The following is a 19,017-nucleotide window of genomic DNA, read 5'->3' on the forward strand; positions in this document are numbered from 1 at the left end:
CCGATCTCTACAAACGGCGCTGGGCCATCGAACTGTTCTTCCGATGGGTCAAGCAGACCCTGAAAATCCGCCATTTCCTCGGAAACAGCGAGAATGCCGTTCGAATCCAGATCGCCGTCGCCCTGATCGCCTTCCTCTTGCTCCGAATGGCCCAGGCCACCCAGAAAACCATCCAAAGCCCGCTCGCCTTTGCCCGGCTCGTTCGCGCCAATCTCATGCACCGAAAGCGCATCGACCGACTGATCGGGGGAGATCCTCAACCAAGAATCGACCCCAATCAGATGGTGCTGCTATGACCGTGACGTTTAACCGGACAGCAGTGGCGGGGAAGCCGGTGTGACGTGGCGCGTCACACCGGCAGAGGGCTCAACCACCGAAACAGAGGGAACGAGATGAAGACAGGTAGAGATATAGCCAAACAGGCAAACCGAATGGGGCTGGGGAATTTACTTACCTCCGAGGTCATGACTTACGCCGTCATCGAAGTCATGGCGGTCAAGCAGGGTCTACCGCCCCACGACAACGAATTCGATTGGCGCAACACAGCATTGCCGCCGTCGATCAGTCCGGAAACGATCATCGCGGCCGTTCAGCAGGCGCACCGCGCCGTGCCCTGGGAAAATCGTGATGGTGATCTGGTGGCCGAAATGTCCGTCATCAGACAAGTCGCCGCCGATTCTGGCCGTGTCGCCGCGGCAATGATCTGAAACGCATCCCAAGGGAGTTCGACCATGAAGAAGATCGTTATCGCCGCCACCCTGATCGTCGCCAGCCTCGCTCAGGCCGCCGAGGACCCCAAGAAGATCGACCTTTCCCCCGTCATCTCGCTCGTGGGCGTCATGGACAAGGCCGAATATGCCAACGTGATGAACGCCGCTCCGTCCGTCGCCAACCCCTGCGGTGCCGACGTGCCGAAATCTGTCGAGGTTATCGGTGTGGTGGACTTCGCCAGCCAGCTCCTGGCCAAGGACGCAGGGATGATCCTGTTGACATGCGGCGACGGCTCACGGAAGGGCATTCGCCTCACTCGCTAGGGTTCATCCAGAGGAGGGGGCCGGGGGCCGACGCGCGCGCCCTGAAGCCAAACCACCACAACTCGAAAGGGGAAGAGACGATGAAGACCCCGATTATGACCACCATCCTGGCAAGTTTCGGATTGGGCTGCACTGGCGTCGCCGTAATTATGAATTCGACGCCTGGCGCGATTGGTGGCCTCGCCCTGATCCTGTTCGCCATCTTCCTTGTGCTCAAGGATATGGCTTCGTCTGAGGATTAAGCCCGGGGGCGACATGAAGACGATCCGTATTCCCATGATTTTGGCGGCGGCATTGAGCTTGGGAACCGTGGCGGCGTGCACACCGCCGCTCACTGTGGAGGTGGAACCGAGCCACCTGTCCCCGGCCGATACCGCCGAGCCCATCGCCCAGGACACCACCATTTTCACCGTCATCGAACATATCGACGACGACAGGTTGACCTTGCGCATGCTGCACTCGGTCATGAGCGCGCATGCGGACACCATTCTGTTCGTTGGCGACGAAATCCATGTCGCGCTGGAACCGCTTCTCCCCCAAAACAGCCGCCGGGGCGGCTGCGCCACGGCAATCCTCGGCCGCCAGGGTCAGGGGATGGGAAGGATCGTCCCCGGTACCAACAGCGGCAGGCATTCCGTCTGCCTTGCCCGGCTACAAGATTTCAGGGGAGCCGAAGGCCTCCCGGTCGACGACATTCATCTGAACCAGGTGGCACGGGTCATGTTGACCGGCGACCTCGTTTTTTACGGACAAGGCGTGACAGCCCAAATAAGGCGCTGTGATGAATTTCAGGCGTGGAGTGCAGATTTTCTGAAAAAGACGTGGCAGCCGCTCAAGCCTGTCGATGGACAAACCCGCAATACTTGCGAGTTCGATGGCGACCCCCGACCGATGGAACAGAGGGCTTGCCAACTGGGGGGCAGCAAGGGGAACCAATGGGTGTTCACGGACAATCAGGGCCGGATGGTCCAGGTGAGTGCGTGTGAACCGGACCAAGCCAGTTTGAAATGAGCCATCGACAGGCTGTCGATCATACGGCTGAATGACGGTCTCTTCTTCGAAGGTCCTGAATGCTCGACCATCGCCATTTCCACTCGGCATTGATCGCCGCCATAGCCAGCATGCAGATAGCTGTTCTTGTAAGCTGCAAGGCAGGCGACATAGATGCGGGGCGTGTTGTCGGCAGGGCCGGTCATGTCTCTGTTCCTCGTTCAGAGTAGAGACGCGCCGCTCCTTACCCTCAGCCCGTCGGCAAGACCGGGGGCAAGGTGCAAAAGGCGGCCGGACGGAGGGGGCGGCCCGCCCGAAACGGCGCAACGCCGTGGAGGAAGGGGGGCGTCCCTGCCGAACGTCAGCAATCACTTGCGCCGCGCCAGGGGACAGCGCCCCAAGCAATCGGTTCTACTCGGATCATAGTGAAATTCCACGACTATGCATGAGCGAAAGTGGTGCAATTTCTCTGTTTTACAAACACTTAGAGCGTATTTCGATCAGTCCGGTTCATAGCCGCATGATTTGAAGTAGTTGGCGCATTCGGCGGGCTGAAACAGATCGACGAGGCGTCTGATGAGGTTCCAAAGTCCAGAGACGGTTCGCTCGGCTTCCCTTCGCAGCAGCGCCTTGAGCTTGGCGAAGGCCTTTTCGATGGGGTTGAAGTCTGGGCTGTAGGGCGGGAGGAACAGCAGGGTCGCCCCGGCGGCCTCGATCGCCTCTCGAACCGATGGACGTTTGTGGCTGGAGAGGTTGTCCATGACGACGATGTCGCCCCGCCGCAGGTCCGGCACCAAGACTTGGCGCACGTAGGCTTCGAACCATTCGCCGTTGATCGGCCCGTCGAGGACCATGGGCGCCACCATGCCGGTCATCCGCAGACCGGCGACCAGCGTGGTTGTCTTGCGGTGGCCGTGCGGAAATCCCATCCGCAGCCGCTCGCCCCTGGGGCAACGCCCGTGTGTGCGGGTCATGTTGGTTGCCGTCCAGGTCTCGTCGATGAACACCAGCCGCTCCGGGTCCAGGTCGAGCTGGCCGTCAAACCAGTCCTGCCGCTCGGTCAGGATGTCGGGGCGGCTCTGCTCGATCGCGTGGCCGGTCTTTTTTCCGCGTGATCCCATGACGGACGAAAAATCGATGAAGCCCGACGCGCGACACCACCAAGCCGATGTCGGCCAACGCATCGCGAAGCTCATCCAAAGTGATGTCCTTGCGGGCATCCCAAATGGCCAGAATGTCGTCCCGCCGTTCCTCGACCCGGTGCGACCGCATGTCGCCCCCTTGAGGCTTCGGGGCGAAACTGCCGGTGTCGCGGCGTTGCCCGTGCCACCGGATCGCCATCGACGGCGCTACTCCGAACCGAGCCGCCGCGGCTGTACCGCGAGGAGAAATTGGCCGTGCGTCCAAGGCGTGGCCGCAAGCGGGCCTTGGGCAGTCGCGCCCCGATGGCTGTTCCACAGGGGCTGAACCAACGGTGGTCGCTGGATTTCCTGTCCGACGCCTTCACCGATGGCCGCCGGTTCCGCATCTTTGCCGTGGTGGATGATTTCACCCGCGAGTGCTTGGCGCTGGTCGCCGACACCTCGCTGTCCGGTGTCCGTGTCGCCCGTGAATTGGATGGCTTGGTTGCCCAGCGCGGCAAGCCGCTGATGATTGTCAGCGACAACGGCACCGAATTCACCAGCATGGCCATGCTGCGCTGGAGCCAGGATCATCGGGTGGAATGGCACTACATCGCGCCGGGCAAGCCCATGCAGAACGGATTCGTCGAGAGCTTCAACGGCAAGCTCCGTGACGAATGCCTCAACGAGACGCTGTTCTGCTCGGTCAGCCATGCCCGAGCCGTCCTGGCGGATTGGAAAGACGATTACAACCATGTGCGGCCCCACACGGCCTTGGATGGCATCGCCCCAGCACAAGCCGCCCCACATTGCCATCACCGCCCATTTCGGGCATCACAGGGAGACGGGACTCAACCTCTGACCGGGATCAATCAGGGGAACAGGTCACCCTGGAACTTTCATCCAGCCATAAGTAGAGCCTTGGGATCTGGATCAAGAAACGGGAGGGTGGGAAGATCCCAAGGACAGCCCTGGTCGGAAGAACCGTCACCACACGAGGACCGCCCCAGAAACCTCGTCCGTCGCGTCCGCCCGATTTCGAGAAAATTGCGTTTCGCGACCTGCCCCCTTGCGGCTTCCATTGGTTGTGATTTTATTCTTTTCAGTGCAGGTTGACACAACCTGAACGCTTATCCCGTTAAATTCCAGCAGGCTTATCGGAATTTTTTATGGATCAACGATCCGTCATTTATTTGACTCGGCGCTGAATCTGCTTATAATGCGGCACCCTCCTCTGATTAGAGGGGGGTGGAAAGTAGTGTTTCTCAGTGTAAAAAAAGAACCTCGGAGAACCGAGGCTCTCCGAGGTTAAAGTTAGAGTTTTTAAAAGTTGTTCAAGAGGTGCGCTATAGCCTCAATCAGGCGGGCAAACGCCAGAACGAGGCGCGTAATATCAGGCACTGTGATCACCCCCTTTCAATAGGGTGGTGTTTTTTATTTTGACCCTTGCAAAAGCAAGGATTCGCAATATCCTAATACCCCCGCTAAAAAGCAAGTTCTTTCTACAAAGAAGCTTGTTTTGTAATTAAATTTCCTCCTAAAATCACCGGGACACTTCTGGAAACCGGCATTGATCGGTCGAAATGGCGTTGACGAGGCGTTCTGCTGCGGCTTGCCGGGCTGGATATGTTGGAGGCCGATGCCGTGCGTCTCGACCCATTTCATCAGCGTGCCGCTGATATATTCGGGGCCGTTATCGACCCGAATAGCGGTCGGCTTGCCGCGCCATTCGATGATTTGGTTCAACACCCGCACGACCCGTTCAGCGGGCAGAGAGAAATCGACTTCGATGCCGAGCCCCTCCCGATTGAAATCGTCCAGCACGTTGAGGAGCCGGAAAGCCCTGCCATCCTCAGACGATCCGCCATGAAATCCATCGACCAGACCTGGTTGGGGGCGTCTGGCACCGCCAGTTCATCGGGCTTGTCGCGTTTGAGCCTCTTCCGGGGCTTGATACGCAGGTTCAGTTCCAACGCGCGATAGACCCGTTTGTGGTTCGGTAATCCCCCCATTTTTAGCGGGGGTTGGACATAGAATTCAGGCAGCAAATTTGATAACGGACGAAACCTGATTCAGATTCGTGCTGACCTTGCCGGTTTCTTGATCGCGCTGGATTAACCCCAGCCTTTCCAGGGCCTCAACATCGGCATGGACGTTCTTGAAGTTCCGCCCCAGAGCGCGGGCCAGTGCGCGGATGCTGTCTGCCGGTTCCTGCCGGAGGTGGCGGATCAAATCATAGCGTTTCGGCGTCAGAGTGGCGCACAGAGCCGCCCAATCGACAAAGCAGATGGTATCGGTTGGTGGAACCGCTTCACCGGCAACCGCCGCTTTCCAGGCCGTGCTGACTTCAGCCAGGGCTTCCCGCAGGGAAACCCCTACTTCGATTCTGGTTTCAGGAGCGGCCATGTTTAATCCTCCAGTTTTCAACAGCAGATGTAAAATCTTCAAGAAGCTGATCAATGCTTAGAAATTGGTAGGGAATAACGGCAGCTTCATCATGCCGATGATCGCCGCGTCCGCGTTCATTGTCGAATCCGACGACTCTGAGGCCACCGGATATAAGGACCAAGCGGTATTTGAACCCGTGCTCTGTTGGAGGAACAGGTTCCGCCACCTTCCAAACGACGGCTTCAACAACGTCGCCATCGCCCAAAACCACCCGTTTTCTGATGATGAACTCTGCGTTCATGATGGTATCATATGCCATCATGGTGATGGTCTCAAGAACCATCAGTGTTGCGCGTGTGGACAAATGATGGTGCCACCGTCGCGATGTGTGATGAAGGTATTTTACGGGTCCGATCGGCCCGCATTGCGGCTTTGGATCAGGCTCAGGGACTGTCCCGATAATCTTGCCGGTGTGACGTGTCACGTCACACCGGATTTGTTCCGATCCAGTTGTTGTTCATTCCGAGCGCTTTCCGCGTGATGTCCGGAACAGCCTATTCCTCGTCGCGCGAGGCCTGGGCGGATTCGGCCATCACCATCCGCCAGAAATCGGGCCAGCCCTCTTCGCGCAGGGTAAGGTCGATCGTCTCGCCCTGATACCGCTCGACGATCGGGGTGAGGACGATCTCGGAGAGCAGGCACTGGAACATCAGCCGGGTGCGTTTGACGTCGCGCCTCATTTCGACTGACTGCACCGCTCGAGCCAGGATGGTGCGGATTGTCGCCTCGTTGGGGAGAGGCGGCAGCGGGTCGGTCGGTGTGTCGAGGCGGAGTCGATTCAACTCCTCCTGAAGCGCCAAAGCGCGCTGGGTGGCGCTTTCGGCATTGATGCCGCGTTCGATCGCCTCGACCAGGCGGTCAAGGCGGGCGACGATGTCGGCTTCGGAGCGGCGCAGTTCCTTGCGTCGCTCCAGTTCCGCCCCAAACGCCGCGACGAACCGGGGACGGAAATCGGCCCCGGTCCTGATCCGGAAATACAGGGCGGCAAAGGTCTTCTCCAGCAGCACCGGCTCCCGCGTCCCCCGCGCATTGCGGCAGGTGGCGTAATAGCGGTGGTTCGAGCAAAGATACCGGCCGTTATTGGCGATCGATTTCGGCCCGCCGCAGCAGCCGCATTTGACCCATCCGGTCAGGGCGTGCTGGTTATGCGATGTGAGAATGCGGGGCTGCGGCGGGTCTTTCTCTTTCTTGCTGCGGTCGCGATCGATCTTGCGCACCTTGCGCCAGGTCTCGTCGTCGATGATCCGCAGGTGGGGCGCGTCGATTCTGATCCACGCCTCGGGCGGGTTCGAGATCACCTTGCGCTTCCCGGTGGAGGGATCGCGCAGGACATAGCAGCGATTGCCGATCGTCTTGCCGAGATAGGCTTCGTTGCGCAGGATGCCGCCTGGGCGCTTAATGCCGTTGGCCAAAGCGTCCACTCGCCACCCTCCACCGTTCGCCGAAGGGATGCCGTCGCGGTTGAGCCCGGCGACGATAGTCTTCAACGGCACCCCGTCGGCGCATTCCTGGAAGATGCGGCGGACGATGGCGGCTTCGGCCTCGTCGATCTCGCGCACGCCGTTGACGTTGCGCCCCTTCTCGTCCACCACGCCCCGCACGACTTTGTAGCCGTAGGGGCAGGACGAAATGGCATAGCCAGCGGTGACGCGGGCCCGCAGCCCACGCCGGACCTTGGCCTTCAGGTCGCGTAGGAACAAGGCGTTCATCGTCCCTTTGAGGCCGATATGGAGTTCGGAGACGCGGCCCTCGTGCGCGGTCAGAATTTCCACGCCGTGAAAGACGAGGGTCTCGTGAATCCCGGCAATGTCCTTCAGCGAACGGGACAGGCGGTCGAGCCCCTCGGCAACGACCAGGTCGATCCGCCCGGCCTTGACCGCCGTCAGCAGACGCAGGAAGCCCGGCCGGTCGGTCGTCGCGCCGGAGGTCGCCGCGTCGGAAAACACCAGCGCCCGATCCGGATCGACCTTGAGCTGATCGGCGATGAGGTTTCGACACAAAGCGACCTGATCATCAACCGAAGATGGATTCTGAATGTCGGTTGAATAGCGGACGTAGATGGCGATGCGGGAAGGGTCTGCGGAAGTCATCGGCAAAAGGTATGAGCCAATGCGGCCGAAATCAACTTGGTTAAACGACCTGCAAACGAAAGAATATATCGGGAATTACGTATTTGGTGGTTTCACGAAGATTCACGATCTTTCACGAAGTTTAACGATCCTTTCACGAACTTTCACCTGTCGTGTTTGGGCAGGATAGGCGTGGTGATATCACCACGCGTCGCCCCTTGGGGGCTCTTGGGCTTATTCGCACCCTTCGGGTGCTCAACGCGATGACGGCGGGCCTTACGGCCCGATCGGTCTGGCCGTCGGCTGGAGCCGGGCCGAAGACGGTCACGACGGGAGAGAATGGTCAGCAAAAAGCCGCCCCGGTGAGGGGGCGGCTTGGGTTACGACCGGTGGAAGGACGGTGGGGCTATGTCCCCTCTTCGGCCAGCTTGCGGCGATGGTATCGGTTAATGCGACCCCCCTCGTGCTTCCTCGCTCGCAGGGCAATAAAGGGGATTACGGCTCGATTTCAATCTCCTGATTAACCACAGCGCTCTCCACGAAAGAACCTAGCTGTTGAGCGACAGAGTTGTAAATGTCTGATTTATTCGAGCCGTCCGAGAGGGTAAGGACAAATGTTACTTCCAGTAAACCCAGTTCACTATTTTTTACAATTCCAAACTGGAACAAATCTCTTGTGTAAATGCGCGCTCTTATTCTCATGTTACTTTCTGTAAAACTCACGCCATTTTTAATTTTACGGTAGTGGCGACGAATAGGCTGCCATTTGGCGTAATCTTCTCGTGCGACTAGCTCGGGAACTTCCGACTCTTTCATCGACCCTAAAAGGTTCTTAGTTGCACCGTTGTGTCGATATTGGAGTGCTGTCTCCAGACGGGAAGCGAAGTAATTACCTTCGCCCTCCTCGGAAAGTAGCGGCCGAAGGATGGCGGTCAAAGATGCACTGCCAAACATTTTTCCGTCGCGAACCATCTGCGGAGGAATTGGAATGCCATCCCAATAATGTTCAATGCCGGGCCGCAATTCGGACCGCCAGGCGAGCGTGACCGAGCCCGGGGCACAATTCCAGGGGAGGTTCCCCTGATACGGGCTGCCCCAACCGAGATAAAAGCAGAACTCGTCAATCTCAGCCGCATTGAGCAATAGCCCCCTGACCAAATCAGGGGTGGGTTCACGAAGATTAGCGAAAGTGTGGGCCGCGAGCGCCGAAACGAGTGGAGCCGCAAAGCTTGTGCCTCGCTGCTCTGTTCCTCCAAGCACCCTAAGGTTTGAAAACCAGGACACATCTGGTTTGCGCATGCCCCCGGGGCCCGGCCCCGGAAGGGAAACAGGACAACGGTCAGCGGGGCGACCGCTGCCGTCATACTGGCGTCCAGCAACTACAATCGCCGCTTCACAATCGGCTGGGGGAGAAAGTCTCTCCCTATTATGGGCGCTCTTGTTGCCAACAGATATGATCGGGAGAATTCCATGATCTCTCGCCAATCGAGATATCTCATGCCCCAGAAAGCTCACCGTATCTGGATCGACTGGATCAGGCTGATTTACGGAGAAATTCCAAACTTTTGTCTCTGGATGAGTTGCAACAACATTTTCCATATAAGCGATCAGTGATTCCGGATTAATAAGTACATTGGCTCCCTTTCTCGGCACCGCTTGGACCGTGCCAACTCGGCAAAACAATTCGGGCAAATGGAGATTATTGTTCCAGGCATGCGCTTGCACCACCAAAGACGTCACTCGGTTACCATGGGTGTGGTCCGCTTTTCCATCCTCGACGAAAGCGGGTGCGCGCCATGCTTCGGCAACGAGGTAGCTGTCTGCCGTTAATCCACCATCGACAACACCGACGATGGGTTGGTTGGTGAGGTTATGCGGTGGAGGTGGGCCGGGTTCACGACCTTCACCAGCGGACGTGACTTCAAGCTTCTGCACCGCATCCACTCGAAAGGAGGCACCCGAACTGACAAGCTGAACAAGAGCTTCCTTCGACGGCACCCAGACAGAAGCCCTGGCATGGCCACTGTTCCGGTAACGGCGGACTGCCCGTGCAAGACTGGACTGATTCGGCGTCTGTAATGCGTGCAGTCGGCCCTCAGCAAGGCCAGGCAACCGCTCAAGGTCGACACCGGGGAGCGTGGGGATGAATACGCTTCTCCTGGCAAGCTCATCCAGCTTGACCATCAATGCTTCCCTCGCTTGACCGTCAATGAACGGGGCAAGCCAGAGCATGAAAAGCTTTCCGTGATCTCCCTCAGCAGGTGCGCTCTCCCACAACTGGTCGATGGTCCGCCCTCGAAGTATCGCCTCTCCGTCAAAGGGGCGAATGTCTTCGATACGCGAGATATCTACCTGTGCCTTGGGCCCAAGCGGTCGCTCGATCGCAGCGACGAGTTCCAGAAGTTTGTCGGCCATCGCTTCAATGAGGTAGCCGCCCTTTGTGGGAGCAACCAGACGACAGCCCAACCGTTCCGTAAATAGGTCAGAGGGCGTGTAGGTAGGCGCGTAGGAGTCATCAAACATCGACGCACGTATTAGGACGCGCCCACCGTAGACAGGCACGTCCCTCCTTTTTGCATAGATGCCACGGCAACTTGCGGCCAAGCGCACCATTTGCCCAGAAAGACGAGCCACGTTGATCTTCGATGCGTCCTTTGAACGGACGTCAGGAGCCTCCTTGCGGGGCTCGGTCGTCAGGGCGAGAACTGGATTTAATAGCGGCTTACCACCATCTTCAGTCGCCATCCCCCCCCTCCATCAGATATTTCCGAACCGCTTGCCTGGTGACACCAATCACTCGCGCCGCGTCGGCTTGCGAGAGAGCCAACGACCCGCATAGTCGCCTTGCTAGTTCAATTTTCTGTCCGCTAGTAAGCGTCTCCACGGGCGGTAGTTGCGGTCGGCCCTCACTGGAGTGAAGAGCGGCCCACGCAATGCCGCCAACATCCAATTCACGCTGCGCGAGGACGGAACGTCGACGTGCAGCACCGGCAATTGCCTCTATGTCCGCTCCGGTGAGGCCCTTTGAAACAGCCGCCAAAACGTCCGAGGCTTTTGCTTCATCCTCGTCCTTAAACAAAAAGTGACACCACATATCGGCGCGCATCTGAGCGTTCGGAACATTCATTTCGACTTTATACGGGAACCGTCGCCATATAGCAGGATCCAAAAGCTGCGAATGATTGGTCGCACCAATCACTATAGCGTGATCATCAAGGGAATCGAGCCCCTGAATGACGGTGTTAACCACGCGCTTTAGCTCTCCAAGTTCTTGACTATCGTCACGAAGCTTTGCAACGGCATCCATCTCATCAAGAAACAAAACCGCCTCGCGTGACGGGACAAACTCAAAGACACGCCGAACATTTTTGGCGGTATCACCGAGAAGAGATGATATCACCGAGTCCAGACGAACAACGTAAAGCGGCTTCCCAAGCTGTTTTGCGATATGCCCCGCAAGCAACGACTTACCAGTGCCCGGCGCACCTGATAGCAGCATTGAAAGTCGTGTTGAGAGACCATTTTCCACCAGTATATCAACGTTCTTTGCATCCTCGATGAAGCAGTGGAATACACTTATTGTATTTTCATCCAAAAAGAGCGGCGAAGTTGGCCAAGGTTGCTCTTCGACCAACGGCATTCGGGATTTGGAGTCAACTGGAAGCGATTCCACAAAACCTGAAGCCTGGAGGGGAACTCCACTTCGACGGATCAGGGACCGAAGCTTCTTGGCAGCGTCCTTATCCTCACCCTCACTTAATGCCGTGGCGATCTTGCCAGCCAGACGCCTGACGCGGGTGTAATCCGCAGCCAGTGCAGCCTCGACCAACTCAATAACGTCCGACGCACCCATAGCCATAAAACACCCCATTGACAACCCATTGGGGTTATTTGTAAACTTAAAAGGCTACATAAGCAACCCAAAATGCGGTATTTGTGAACTAAATTCACCGGAAAGAACGAGGTGGCTATGGCCAATCGTAACCAGCATGTTGTGCCCCACGAGAACGGTTGGGCTGTCAAGGGTGCCGACACCAGCCGCGCCACGGCGGTCCACCAGACCCAGCAGGCCGCCATCGACCATGCCCGCTCGATTGCGCGCAATCAGGGGGCCGAATTGCTGATCCACGGAACGGATGGCCGAATTCGCGCACGCGACAGTTATGGCAACGATCCGTACCCGCCCAAAGGCTAATCGCTTCGAAGACGCCGTGTCCAGCGCACAACAAATTAAAAATATGAGCAATCCGAATCAATGCGGTATCTTCATCATTGTTCGCCAGGATCCGATCCGGTAATGCAAGTTTACCTGCGAATATATTGTCAATCTGGGGCTCCTTGACGCCCAGTTCACTGAAACCAGCGCGTACACAGTGGGTTAAGCTGATCCCAATGATCACCGCGATGGCACCATAGTTGCTGGCGATTTCATTTCCCTCAAGAATGGGATGGTCTTCAATTTTGCAAATACCGATAAGACGTAGCCTGGACTTGGTGCGTTTGCAGGCCGAAGGCTATGAGGTTGACGTGCGAGAGCAGCATCAGCTTGTGCATTCGGTGTCCCATTTCACCGCTGACGGCCGTATCGGGTGCGGCACCTGGCATGTTCGAACTCTGTGTTCGACGATGTCGCTATCAGTCCTGTCGATGACCACGAGGTCTACTTCACCGGCGAGCAGCCCTGCACCAAGGCCGGGCTGTCAATTACGCAGATCGTCCATTGCGAATGCCGCCAGACCATGGCCAGTGCACGAGGGGCGCGTAGATTTTCCAACAAGCGGCACGGGGGCTATGGCGACTATTTCGCCAAGATGGACAGTTACGCCCGTCTGATCGAATCGCCGGTGCGCTCAGACAACCATCAGATCTCTGCCCGCACCTTCCGGCCAGTGGAAACTGGTAGCAGAAGAATAGATCTTTCTCTATCCAGAGACCAATTCGGCGCGCGCGATTTGGAAGTGGATGTTAAGACGGTAAGTGCCAGATTATTTTTGGAGAACAGTCATGGCATCAAAGATATCAAAGGCTCGTCTCGCAACGGACCACTCTGCCCTCATTAACGCTGAGGCTTACAGCAAAGAGAAAAACGGCACGGCGCTCTGCCCAGATATTAGATGTATTTGTCGGCTCCGTGGTGTGTCCGCCACATCGCGGAACGTGAATGGCGAGCAGATACCCGTTGCCGCCTATTTTGGCCTTCCGCCGAATGCCGAAAAAAATGGCTCGGGTCATACCAAGCGTTGCCGATTCAACACCGAAGAGACCGTTAAACGGTTAGTCGCCAAGTCAAAAGAAATCAAGGAATTCGATGAGGACGCCGAGCCTATATTGTTTGGCCCGCGGGGCGACATTGCGGAATACCGCCTCCATATTTTGATGGAATTGCTTGGCACTAAGCCTTTCTCCGTAGATGAGGATGATCCCGACGCGCTGAAGGGCAAGGGACGGCGCACCGGAACCGAATATATTCGGAGCGACAAGGTTCTAGCGCCGTACTTCCGAATGGCGCAGGCAGTCCATACCCTCATAGCGCGTGTGCGCGAGAAACCTGAACTCGAACGCTGGATTCGGCTCAAGTACGCTGAGCATACTGTCCCCTGGTCCGAATACTTCTATAACCTGGGGGAGCACGCCCGTCTCTATGATTTCCTCGTTAAGCACGGACAGTTGATCGGCGCCAAGAAGCGTACCCGCCCCGCAGCGGTGGTAGTGGCCATTGACCCAACCCGTGAGGTTCATCTGACGAAACACGGCAGTTGGGCTGTTCCTTGTCGCACGTCCCTGTGTGCGGTTAGGAAGGGTAGCCGCATTGCGATCAAGCCAAGCCTTTATGTGAAGGACGAGAAACTCGCTCGGAAGATGCACACATGGAATTTGGCGCTGGTATGCGCTATTCCGACCACAGAGCCTCTCGCACCAGCCCCTGCGCCCCGTCTCAGTCCTCACGCGAAGATCAATCTTCGAGTCGTGAGCGGAGCGCAGGTATGTCAGTACAATCTCAATGAGACGTGATCACTGGCCCAAATGTGATCCGACGGCCATCGGGGGCGAAAGTGTTCTCGGTTGCTGACCACCAAAATAATGGCAGCTGAGTACCTTCGGGAACCCCGGCAAGCCAATCATCCTGCGTTACGCAGGATGCGAAGTAAGCATCTGTATCCTCACATGCCTCTTCAGCGCCTTCTGGGCACATTCCGAATTCGGGGTCCTCTTGGCATCCGGAGAATATTAGGACCGAGCGATCTCCAGATCGATGCCAAAATACGCTGCCATTTGTTACGCGGACGTGCGTGCCACGGAGTTCGGCTATTATTTCATCTGAGTATTCAAAGCTGAATTTAAGGCTGACAAACCAGTTGTCGGCAGCGAACATCGCAAAAACGCCTATGCGTGAGCTCATAATGACCTCCACTAAGTTGTCTCAGCCAGAACAAAGGATCACGGTTCCGTCTCAGTTATTGAGCGAATCCAACCTTAATTAAGAGCAGGTCGGGGTGGGGCGCGGGGTGCCATCGGTCTCATTTAGAGCCGAAACCGACAGTGAGATCGGCGGACATGGGCACTCTCCATGCGGGGGGTTAACGGGACCGGCCGGGGCCGGATGGTTTGGGCGAGGATGGTTTCGCCTGATCGGGGGTAAGAGCGGTTTCGACGAAGGCCCCCATCGCGTGGGCGAGGTCGGGATCAAGGGCGACGATCTGGCGCTCCGAGAGCTGGCGGGCGACACGGTCGGCGAGGCTCTGGAATTGGTCGCAGCGGACGACCCGGCCACCGACGGCTCGCGCTGCGGCTTCGGCCTCGGGGCTGGCAGTTGGGGTTAAGATCTCGATCGCGGCCTGGGGGTGGCGACGTTTGAGCGCCGTCGCGGTGCGGGGCAGATCGGCCTCGCGACCAACCAGCACGGCGGGCTGATCGGTGCCGGTGCGGGCCAGAGAGGCGGCAATCGCGTCGGTCGAGAGCAGGATCGGCCCGGCATGGGGGTCCGTCGCATCGAGCCGCCCGGCGTGATCGAGGACATAGCGCAGCCCGGGGCGGGTCGCATCGCCGATCGTGCAGCTTCGCCCGGACTCGTCGATGGCGTGGATCGCCCAGACATGTCCGTCTTCGTCGCGCAGCGGAAACAGTGCCCGCCCGGTGCGGTCGCCCTTCAACCCCAGGGCGGCGAGAGCGCCCCGACCGATTCCGGCGATGGCCGGGTGCCGCCAGGGCGCGGCGGCGAGCCAACTTTCCAGCGCCGGTCGGATCGAACGCGACACCGCGTGGCGGGGAGCCGGATCGTCGCCGATCAGCAGATGCAGAAACTCGCGGTGAGTGACGATGATCGCCAGCGCCAGCGCGTCCTTATGGGCATCGGCCATCAGGTAATCGCGCCAGCTCCGCAGATTGAACAGATGGCGGCCGAGGAAGCCGGATGGCTTGTCCTGCCGCCAGGTCCGCCATAGCTTCGAGGTGGCGGGGTGACGTGTCAGCGGCTTGGCGAGATAGGGTTTGCGGGGCGGACGCTCTGCCCGGGTCCGGTCCCGCTCCAGTCCGGGCGGTTGATACGGCCCGAACCGCTGTTCGAGGTTCTTCAGCGAGCAGGAGCGGTCAAGCGCGCTGGCCTTGATCGCTCCGGCCCCGTCGATGCGGCGGATCACCAGCCCGACTCCGCGTTTGTGGATCTCCGCATCGTATTCGGCCAAGCCCTGGTGGACCTCCGCCCACGAGTTGGTTGTGCCGATCATCGCCAGGATCTCGGCCTTGTGATCGATCAGATGGCGCTCGAACGATTGCTGCCAGGTCCGCGCCTCGTAATCGCGGGCCTTGGCCGAAACCGGGTTGGGCTCCGCCCCGATCCCGCGATCGACCTTCAGGCCGTATTTCTGCTCCATCGCCCGCGCCACTTTGGACAGGGTGAAGAAATCGCGGTGCGGGGTGTGGCAGCGATGAGTCTCGGGGTGAATCTTGTTGTAGGCGATGTGGAGATGGAAATTGTCGGTGTTGATGTGGGTGCCCGCGACCCGCTGATGGTCGGCAAAGCCCAGCGCTTCGGCAAACGCGCGCTCGATATCCTGAAGGTCGGCGAGCGACAGTTTGTCCTGCTCACCGGCATGGAAAGACACCACCAGATGATAGGTGCGGTCGGTCAGCTTGCTGTTGAAAGCGCGGGTCGCCTCGATCTCGATCAAGGCGGTGTCGAGATCGGCCAGATCGGTCCCGGCATCGCAGCCGACGATCCAGAAGCGGTCGAGCTTCTCGCCCTTTTCCCGCGCTGCCGCGACGTAACGGCCAAGGTGGCTGTAATCGTCGCGAATCTCGGGTTTCTTGGCGATCTTCTTCGCGATCATTCCGGCAACTTGGCCCGGGGGTGGTTCTGGTAATGGATCGCGTGGACCGTGGCCTTCAACGCCGCCTGCACATTCGATATCTCGACCAGCAGACCCTCGATCCGGGCCAGATGGGCGGGCGACAGATCATCGGCGCCGACATCCAACGCCAGCTTCAGCAGATTGCCGAGCCGGGCCTGATCGGCGTTAACCTTCAGCAGGTCGCGGATCGCCTGGGCCGCGACGAAATCGGTCGGATCGGGCAGACGGGTGCCCAGCGCCAGACGGCGCAGCAGTTCGGACACTGAGAGCTTGAGCTGGTCGGCCAGGGCATCGACCTGGACCCGCTCGTTGGCAGTGAAGGAGACCAGAAGACGATTCCGCTGTGTGCTCATGAGTCACGATTTCCTTTTGAGAGAAGCTATGCGGGGCTGCGCGCCCCGGACCCCCGCCAGGAGCCAGCGGCTCCTGGACCAGCATCGGTTGGACCTGAAGGTTTTTCCGTGGGGAGATCGGATGGCGCGGGCAAGGCCCGCGCGAAAATGACCTCCCTGATCACCGTTTGCCCCAGATTCCGATCAACGCCGGTCCAGGGGGCGCGGCCCCCTGGCGGGTGTGGGCAGAGCCCACGCTTACGCGATGCTGCGGGATGGCTCCCTCAGACGGGCGAGAGCGCTATCGATCGCCTGACGCACCGCTCCTGGCCCGCGTGATTGGGCCAGGTCGTTGAAGTCGGTGAGGCCCTTCAGCATTTCCTCGGACGTGAAGCGGGGCGAGACGACGAAGCCGCCGACCGCCTGGGCGGCCTCGGTGGCCTTCTCCAGTCCGACATTGCCGTTCCGGTTGGTGTGGTCGTCATCGGCAGCGATGACGATGGTGCGGTCGGGATAGCGGGCGCGGACGGTTTCGGCGACCGGGGCGAGGTTGCCGGAATCGAAGGCGGCGATCACCGGATGTCCGGTCGCCTCGAAGATCGAGGCGGCGGGGGCATAGCCTTCGGCGATCAGCACCGGGCCGGGATTGGCGAACAGGGTGTCGAGCGTCCCGGTGCCGGTCGGCTCGATCACATGGAAGGTGCCCGCCTTGTGGCTTTCTTTGAGGAAGCGTTTGCCGTCGGCACCGACGACCTGAAGCGTCCACAATCTGCCCTCGCCGTCGCGGGCGGGGATCATCAGCTTGCCCTCGGTATCGACGCGGACACCGTGGCCCTGGACTCCCTTGGCGGCGAGATAGGGCGAGCGTTCGGGCGTGGCGTCGCCCGCCAGATTCTCCCACACCCCATAGGCGATGCGGGCGGCCTTCTCCGCCGCAGCGAGGCGGAGGTTCTCGCGTTCGGCGCGGATTGATGCCGCTTCGGCCTGGACCTGAGCGCGGGTTTCGTCGCTCAGGGCCTGTCCGGTCGCGACCCATTTGACGGTGCCGCCCGCTTTGTAATTGGTGATCTGGCCCGAGGGGCGACCGTCGAGGAAACCGCGATAGGAGCCGCTGATCTGGCCCTTGCGGTCGCCCTCGACCGGGACGCGGTGCCACGTCCCATCCATCACCGGGGCCGATTTCAGCAAGAGGCCGTGCGATTTGCAGGCTTCGGCAAATTCCTCGACCGGCGACAGGCTGGCGGGCGCGGCCGGTTTGCCCGACCAGCGGGCGAAAGCGGCCGGGTCGAGCCCGTCCGGGACATACCACGCCTTGGCCTTGCGGTCCCATTTGGCACCGAGCGCTTTCACCTGCTCCTTCTCGGCAAAGGGCACGGCGAGGAACGCGCGCGGGGTCGTGCGATCGAGCGACACGTCCGGAGCGGGGCTTCGGCTTTGCTCGGGGGATGCGCGCTCCTTGACCCGCTCGCGATCGAAGACGATCAGCTCGCGATTGGCCTTTTCCGGGTTTTCCTCGCGATCGACGCCGTCGATCCAGCGCACATACCCCTCATAGCCTTTGCTGCGGAGGAACTTGGTCTGGGCTTCGGCAAAGCGCCGCTTGTACTCGTTAAAATCGCCGCGGGCCTTGGCAATGTCGGGGTCTTTATCCAGGGCGGCGTCCATCGCATCCCACAGCACGCCGTCGCGTTGGATATGGGCCGGGTCGAAAATCCCTTCGGGATCGAAGACCTTGACCAGACGGACCTCGACCGCCTTCGCGGTCGCGGGGTCGTGGGCCTGGCTCGCGAACGGATGATCGAGCGCGATGAACTTGCCCGAGGGAAGACCGGCACTCTGCATGGCGACCAGCGATTCTTTCCCCGGAATCGTCGGGGTATGCCAACCGACGAAAAGCGTCCCGGGCTCTTTCTCGGGGGCCTGGGAGGCCGGAGCCTGGACCGGGGCCTGCGTCCATTTCGCAAACAACGCTGGGTCCAGTCCCGTCGGAATGAACCAGGATTTGGCGTCGCGGTCCCATTTGGCCCCGAGCGCCTTGGCCTGATCCTTCTCGGCATAAGGCACCGCGATCAGCTGGGGCTGATCGGTGACGGACGAGCGCTCGGTGACGATCCCGGTCGGCATCGTTGACGTCCGGTTCTCCATCCCCGGCTCCTGTGTATTGGTGGTGGCGATCGCGGCGGCGTGGGCTTGGGCGGCACGTTCGAGCTCGGGGCGGCGCTCCGGCTCGGTGACCCAGGATTTGATCGTTTCGGCGTCGCGGGCAGCGCGGAAGATCTCGTTCTTGTCGTCTCTCAGCACCTTCAGCCAGGATTCGACATAGGACGCGTGGTTGGAGGGATCGTGGGAGATGCCAAGATCGCGGGCGAGCATATAGCTGGCGATTTCGGCCCTCAGTTCCTCGCGGGCATACAGCTCAGACCCGAACGGCCCGAAATTGCGGACAAGCCGGGAGGGATGGCCGGTGGCGTGGCCGAGCTCGTGCAGCAAGGTGGCGTAATAAGCCTCCTGGCCAACGAACACGCCCTTGGGCGGCAGATGGATTTCGTCGCGTGCCGGGCTGTAGAAGGCGCGGTTGGCCCACTGCTGTCCGGTTAAACGTCACGGTCATAGCAGCACCATCTGATTGGGGTCGATTCTTGGTTGAGGATCTCCCCCGATCAGTCGGTCGATGC

General features: G+C 59.5%; 16 protein-coding genes and 5 pseudogenes. 9 read left to right on the forward strand and 12 right to left on the reverse strand.

The window, feature by feature from the left end:
* From BLW40_RS16690 to BLW40_RS16705, 5 genes are all read left to right on the forward strand, one after another.
* Positions 1-296: transposase (locus BLW40_RS16690; RefSeq protein ID WP_139305435.1), on the forward strand; the 296-nt coding region annotated here is incomplete at its 5' end.
* A 96-nt stretch (positions 297-392) separates the two neighbouring features.
* A complete protein-coding gene (locus BLW40_RS16695) occupies positions 393-707 on the forward strand; it encodes a hypothetical protein (RefSeq protein WP_139305647.1) in 315 nt (104 codons plus the stop codon).
* A 24-nt stretch (positions 708-731) separates the two neighbouring features.
* Positions 732-1,034 carry a hypothetical protein gene (locus BLW40_RS16700; protein WP_074770666.1) on the forward strand — a complete coding sequence of 101 codons (303 nt, stop codon included), beginning with the start codon at positions 732-734 and terminating at the stop codon, positions 1,032-1,034.
* Between the two features lie 80 nt (positions 1,035-1,114).
* On the forward strand, positions 1,115-1,276 hold the full coding sequence (locus BLW40_RS17740; protein ID WP_170834609.1) for a hypothetical protein: 162 nt from the start codon (positions 1,115-1,117) through the stop codon (positions 1,274-1,276).
* A 13-nt stretch (positions 1,277-1,289) separates the two neighbouring features.
* A complete protein-coding gene (locus BLW40_RS16705; protein WP_074770668.1) occupies positions 1,290-2,045 on the forward strand; it encodes a hypothetical protein in 756 nt (251 codons plus the stop codon).
* Here BLW40_RS16705 and BLW40_RS17530 read toward each other — a convergent pair.
* Together BLW40_RS17530 and BLW40_RS17260 are read right to left on the reverse strand one after the other, a co-directional pair.
* Positions 1,988-2,230 (reverse strand): hypothetical protein, encoded by a 243-nt coding sequence (locus BLW40_RS17530; protein WP_139305648.1) that lies wholly within the window; start codon positions 2,228-2,230, stop codon positions 1,988-1,990. The two genes, BLW40_RS16705 and BLW40_RS17530, sit on opposite strands and share 58 nt — an antisense overlap.
* A gap of 294 nt (positions 2,231-2,524) precedes the next feature.
* A pseudogene (locus BLW40_RS17260) lies at positions 2,525-3,233 on the reverse strand (IS630 family transposase); the annotation flags it as partial.
* Between the two features lie 161 nt (positions 3,234-3,394).
* Here BLW40_RS17260 and BLW40_RS16720 point away from each other — a divergent pair.
* Positions 3,395-3,955: pseudogene (locus tag BLW40_RS16720) on the forward strand (IS3 family transposase); the annotation flags it as partial.
* 786 nt (positions 3,956-4,741) lie between these two features.
* Here BLW40_RS16720 and BLW40_RS16725 read toward each other — a convergent pair.
* The 6 genes and pseudogenes from BLW40_RS16725 to BLW40_RS16755 all read right to left on the reverse strand — a co-directional run.
* A pseudogene (locus BLW40_RS16725) lies at positions 4,742-5,142 on the reverse strand (DDE-type integrase/transposase/recombinase); the annotation flags it as partial.
* Positions 5,143-5,182: 40 nt separating this feature from the next.
* A complete protein-coding gene (locus BLW40_RS16735) occupies positions 5,183-5,551 on the reverse strand; it encodes an HVO_A0114 family putative DNA-binding protein (protein WP_074770674.1) in 369 nt (122 codons plus the stop codon).
* On the reverse strand, positions 5,538-5,876 hold the full coding sequence (locus tag BLW40_RS16740) for a toxin-antitoxin system TumE family protein (protein WP_211656794.1): 339 nt from the start codon (positions 5,874-5,876) through the stop codon (positions 5,538-5,540). Before BLW40_RS16740 ends, BLW40_RS16735 begins: the two co-directional genes overlap by 14 nt.
* A gap of 211 nt (positions 5,877-6,087) precedes the next feature.
* Positions 6,088-7,683 carry a recombinase family protein gene (locus BLW40_RS16745; RefSeq protein WP_074770676.1) on the reverse strand — a complete coding sequence of 532 codons (1,596 nt, stop codon included), beginning with the start codon at positions 7,681-7,683 and terminating at the stop codon, positions 6,088-6,090.
* Between the two features lie 474 nt (positions 7,684-8,157).
* Positions 8,158-10,407: a S8 family peptidase gene (locus BLW40_RS16750; RefSeq protein ID WP_074770678.1), complete on the reverse strand. Its 2,250-nt coding sequence runs from the start codon at positions 10,405-10,407 to the stop codon at positions 8,158-8,160.
* Complete coding sequence (locus tag BLW40_RS16755; protein ID WP_074770692.1) at positions 10,397-11,521, reverse strand: AAA family ATPase; 1,125 nt, start codon at positions 11,519-11,521, stop codon at positions 10,397-10,399. Before BLW40_RS16755 ends, BLW40_RS16750 begins: the two co-directional genes overlap by 11 nt.
* 111 nt (positions 11,522-11,632) lie before the next feature.
* Between BLW40_RS16755 and BLW40_RS16760 the strand changes: the two genes are divergently transcribed.
* The 3 genes and pseudogenes from BLW40_RS16760 (at position 11,633) to BLW40_RS16765 (ending at position 13,674) form a co-directional block, all read left to right on the forward strand.
* Positions 11,633-11,857, forward strand: coding sequence for a DUF2188 domain-containing protein (locus BLW40_RS16760; RefSeq protein ID WP_074770680.1), 225 nt, complete (start codon positions 11,633-11,635; stop codon positions 11,855-11,857).
* A 248-nt stretch (positions 11,858-12,105) separates the two neighbouring features.
* Positions 12,106-12,722, forward strand: a pseudogene (locus BLW40_RS17535) (DUF6791 domain-containing protein).
* A gap of 97 nt (positions 12,723-12,819) precedes the next feature.
* Complete coding sequence (locus BLW40_RS16765) at positions 12,820-13,674, forward strand: hypothetical protein (protein ID WP_074770682.1); 855 nt, start codon at positions 12,820-12,822, stop codon at positions 13,672-13,674.
* Positions 13,675-14,240: 566 nt separating this feature from the next.
* On the opposite strand, the gene traI is transcribed toward BLW40_RS16765, so the two are convergent.
* The 4 genes and pseudogenes from traI to BLW40_RS18110 all read right to left on the reverse strand — a co-directional run.
* Positions 14,241-15,989: a TraI/MobA(P) family conjugative relaxase gene (gene traI / locus BLW40_RS16770; protein WP_074770684.1), complete on the reverse strand. Its 1,749-nt coding sequence runs from the start codon at positions 15,987-15,989 to the stop codon at positions 14,241-14,243.
* Positions 15,986-16,363 carry a plasmid mobilization protein gene (locus BLW40_RS16775; RefSeq protein WP_074770686.1) on the reverse strand — a complete coding sequence of 126 codons (378 nt, stop codon included), beginning with the start codon at positions 16,361-16,363 and terminating at the stop codon, positions 15,986-15,988. Before BLW40_RS16775 ends, traI begins: the two co-directional genes overlap by 4 nt.
* 237 nt (positions 16,364-16,600) lie before the next feature.
* Positions 16,601-18,487 carry a DUF5710 domain-containing protein gene (locus tag BLW40_RS18035; protein WP_342027677.1) on the reverse strand — a complete coding sequence of 629 codons (1,887 nt, stop codon included), beginning with the start codon at positions 18,485-18,487 and terminating at the stop codon, positions 16,601-16,603.
* A 126-nt stretch (positions 18,488-18,613) separates the two neighbouring features.
* A pseudogene (locus BLW40_RS18110) lies at positions 18,614-18,910 on the reverse strand (zincin-like metallopeptidase domain-containing protein); the annotation flags it as partial.
* Positions 18,911-19,017: the final 107 nt, after the last annotated feature.

The organism is Magnetospirillum fulvum (assembly GCF_900108475.1).
Taxonomy (GTDB): Bacteria; Pseudomonadota; Alphaproteobacteria; order Rhodospirillales; family Magnetospirillaceae; genus Phaeospirillum; species Phaeospirillum fulvum_A.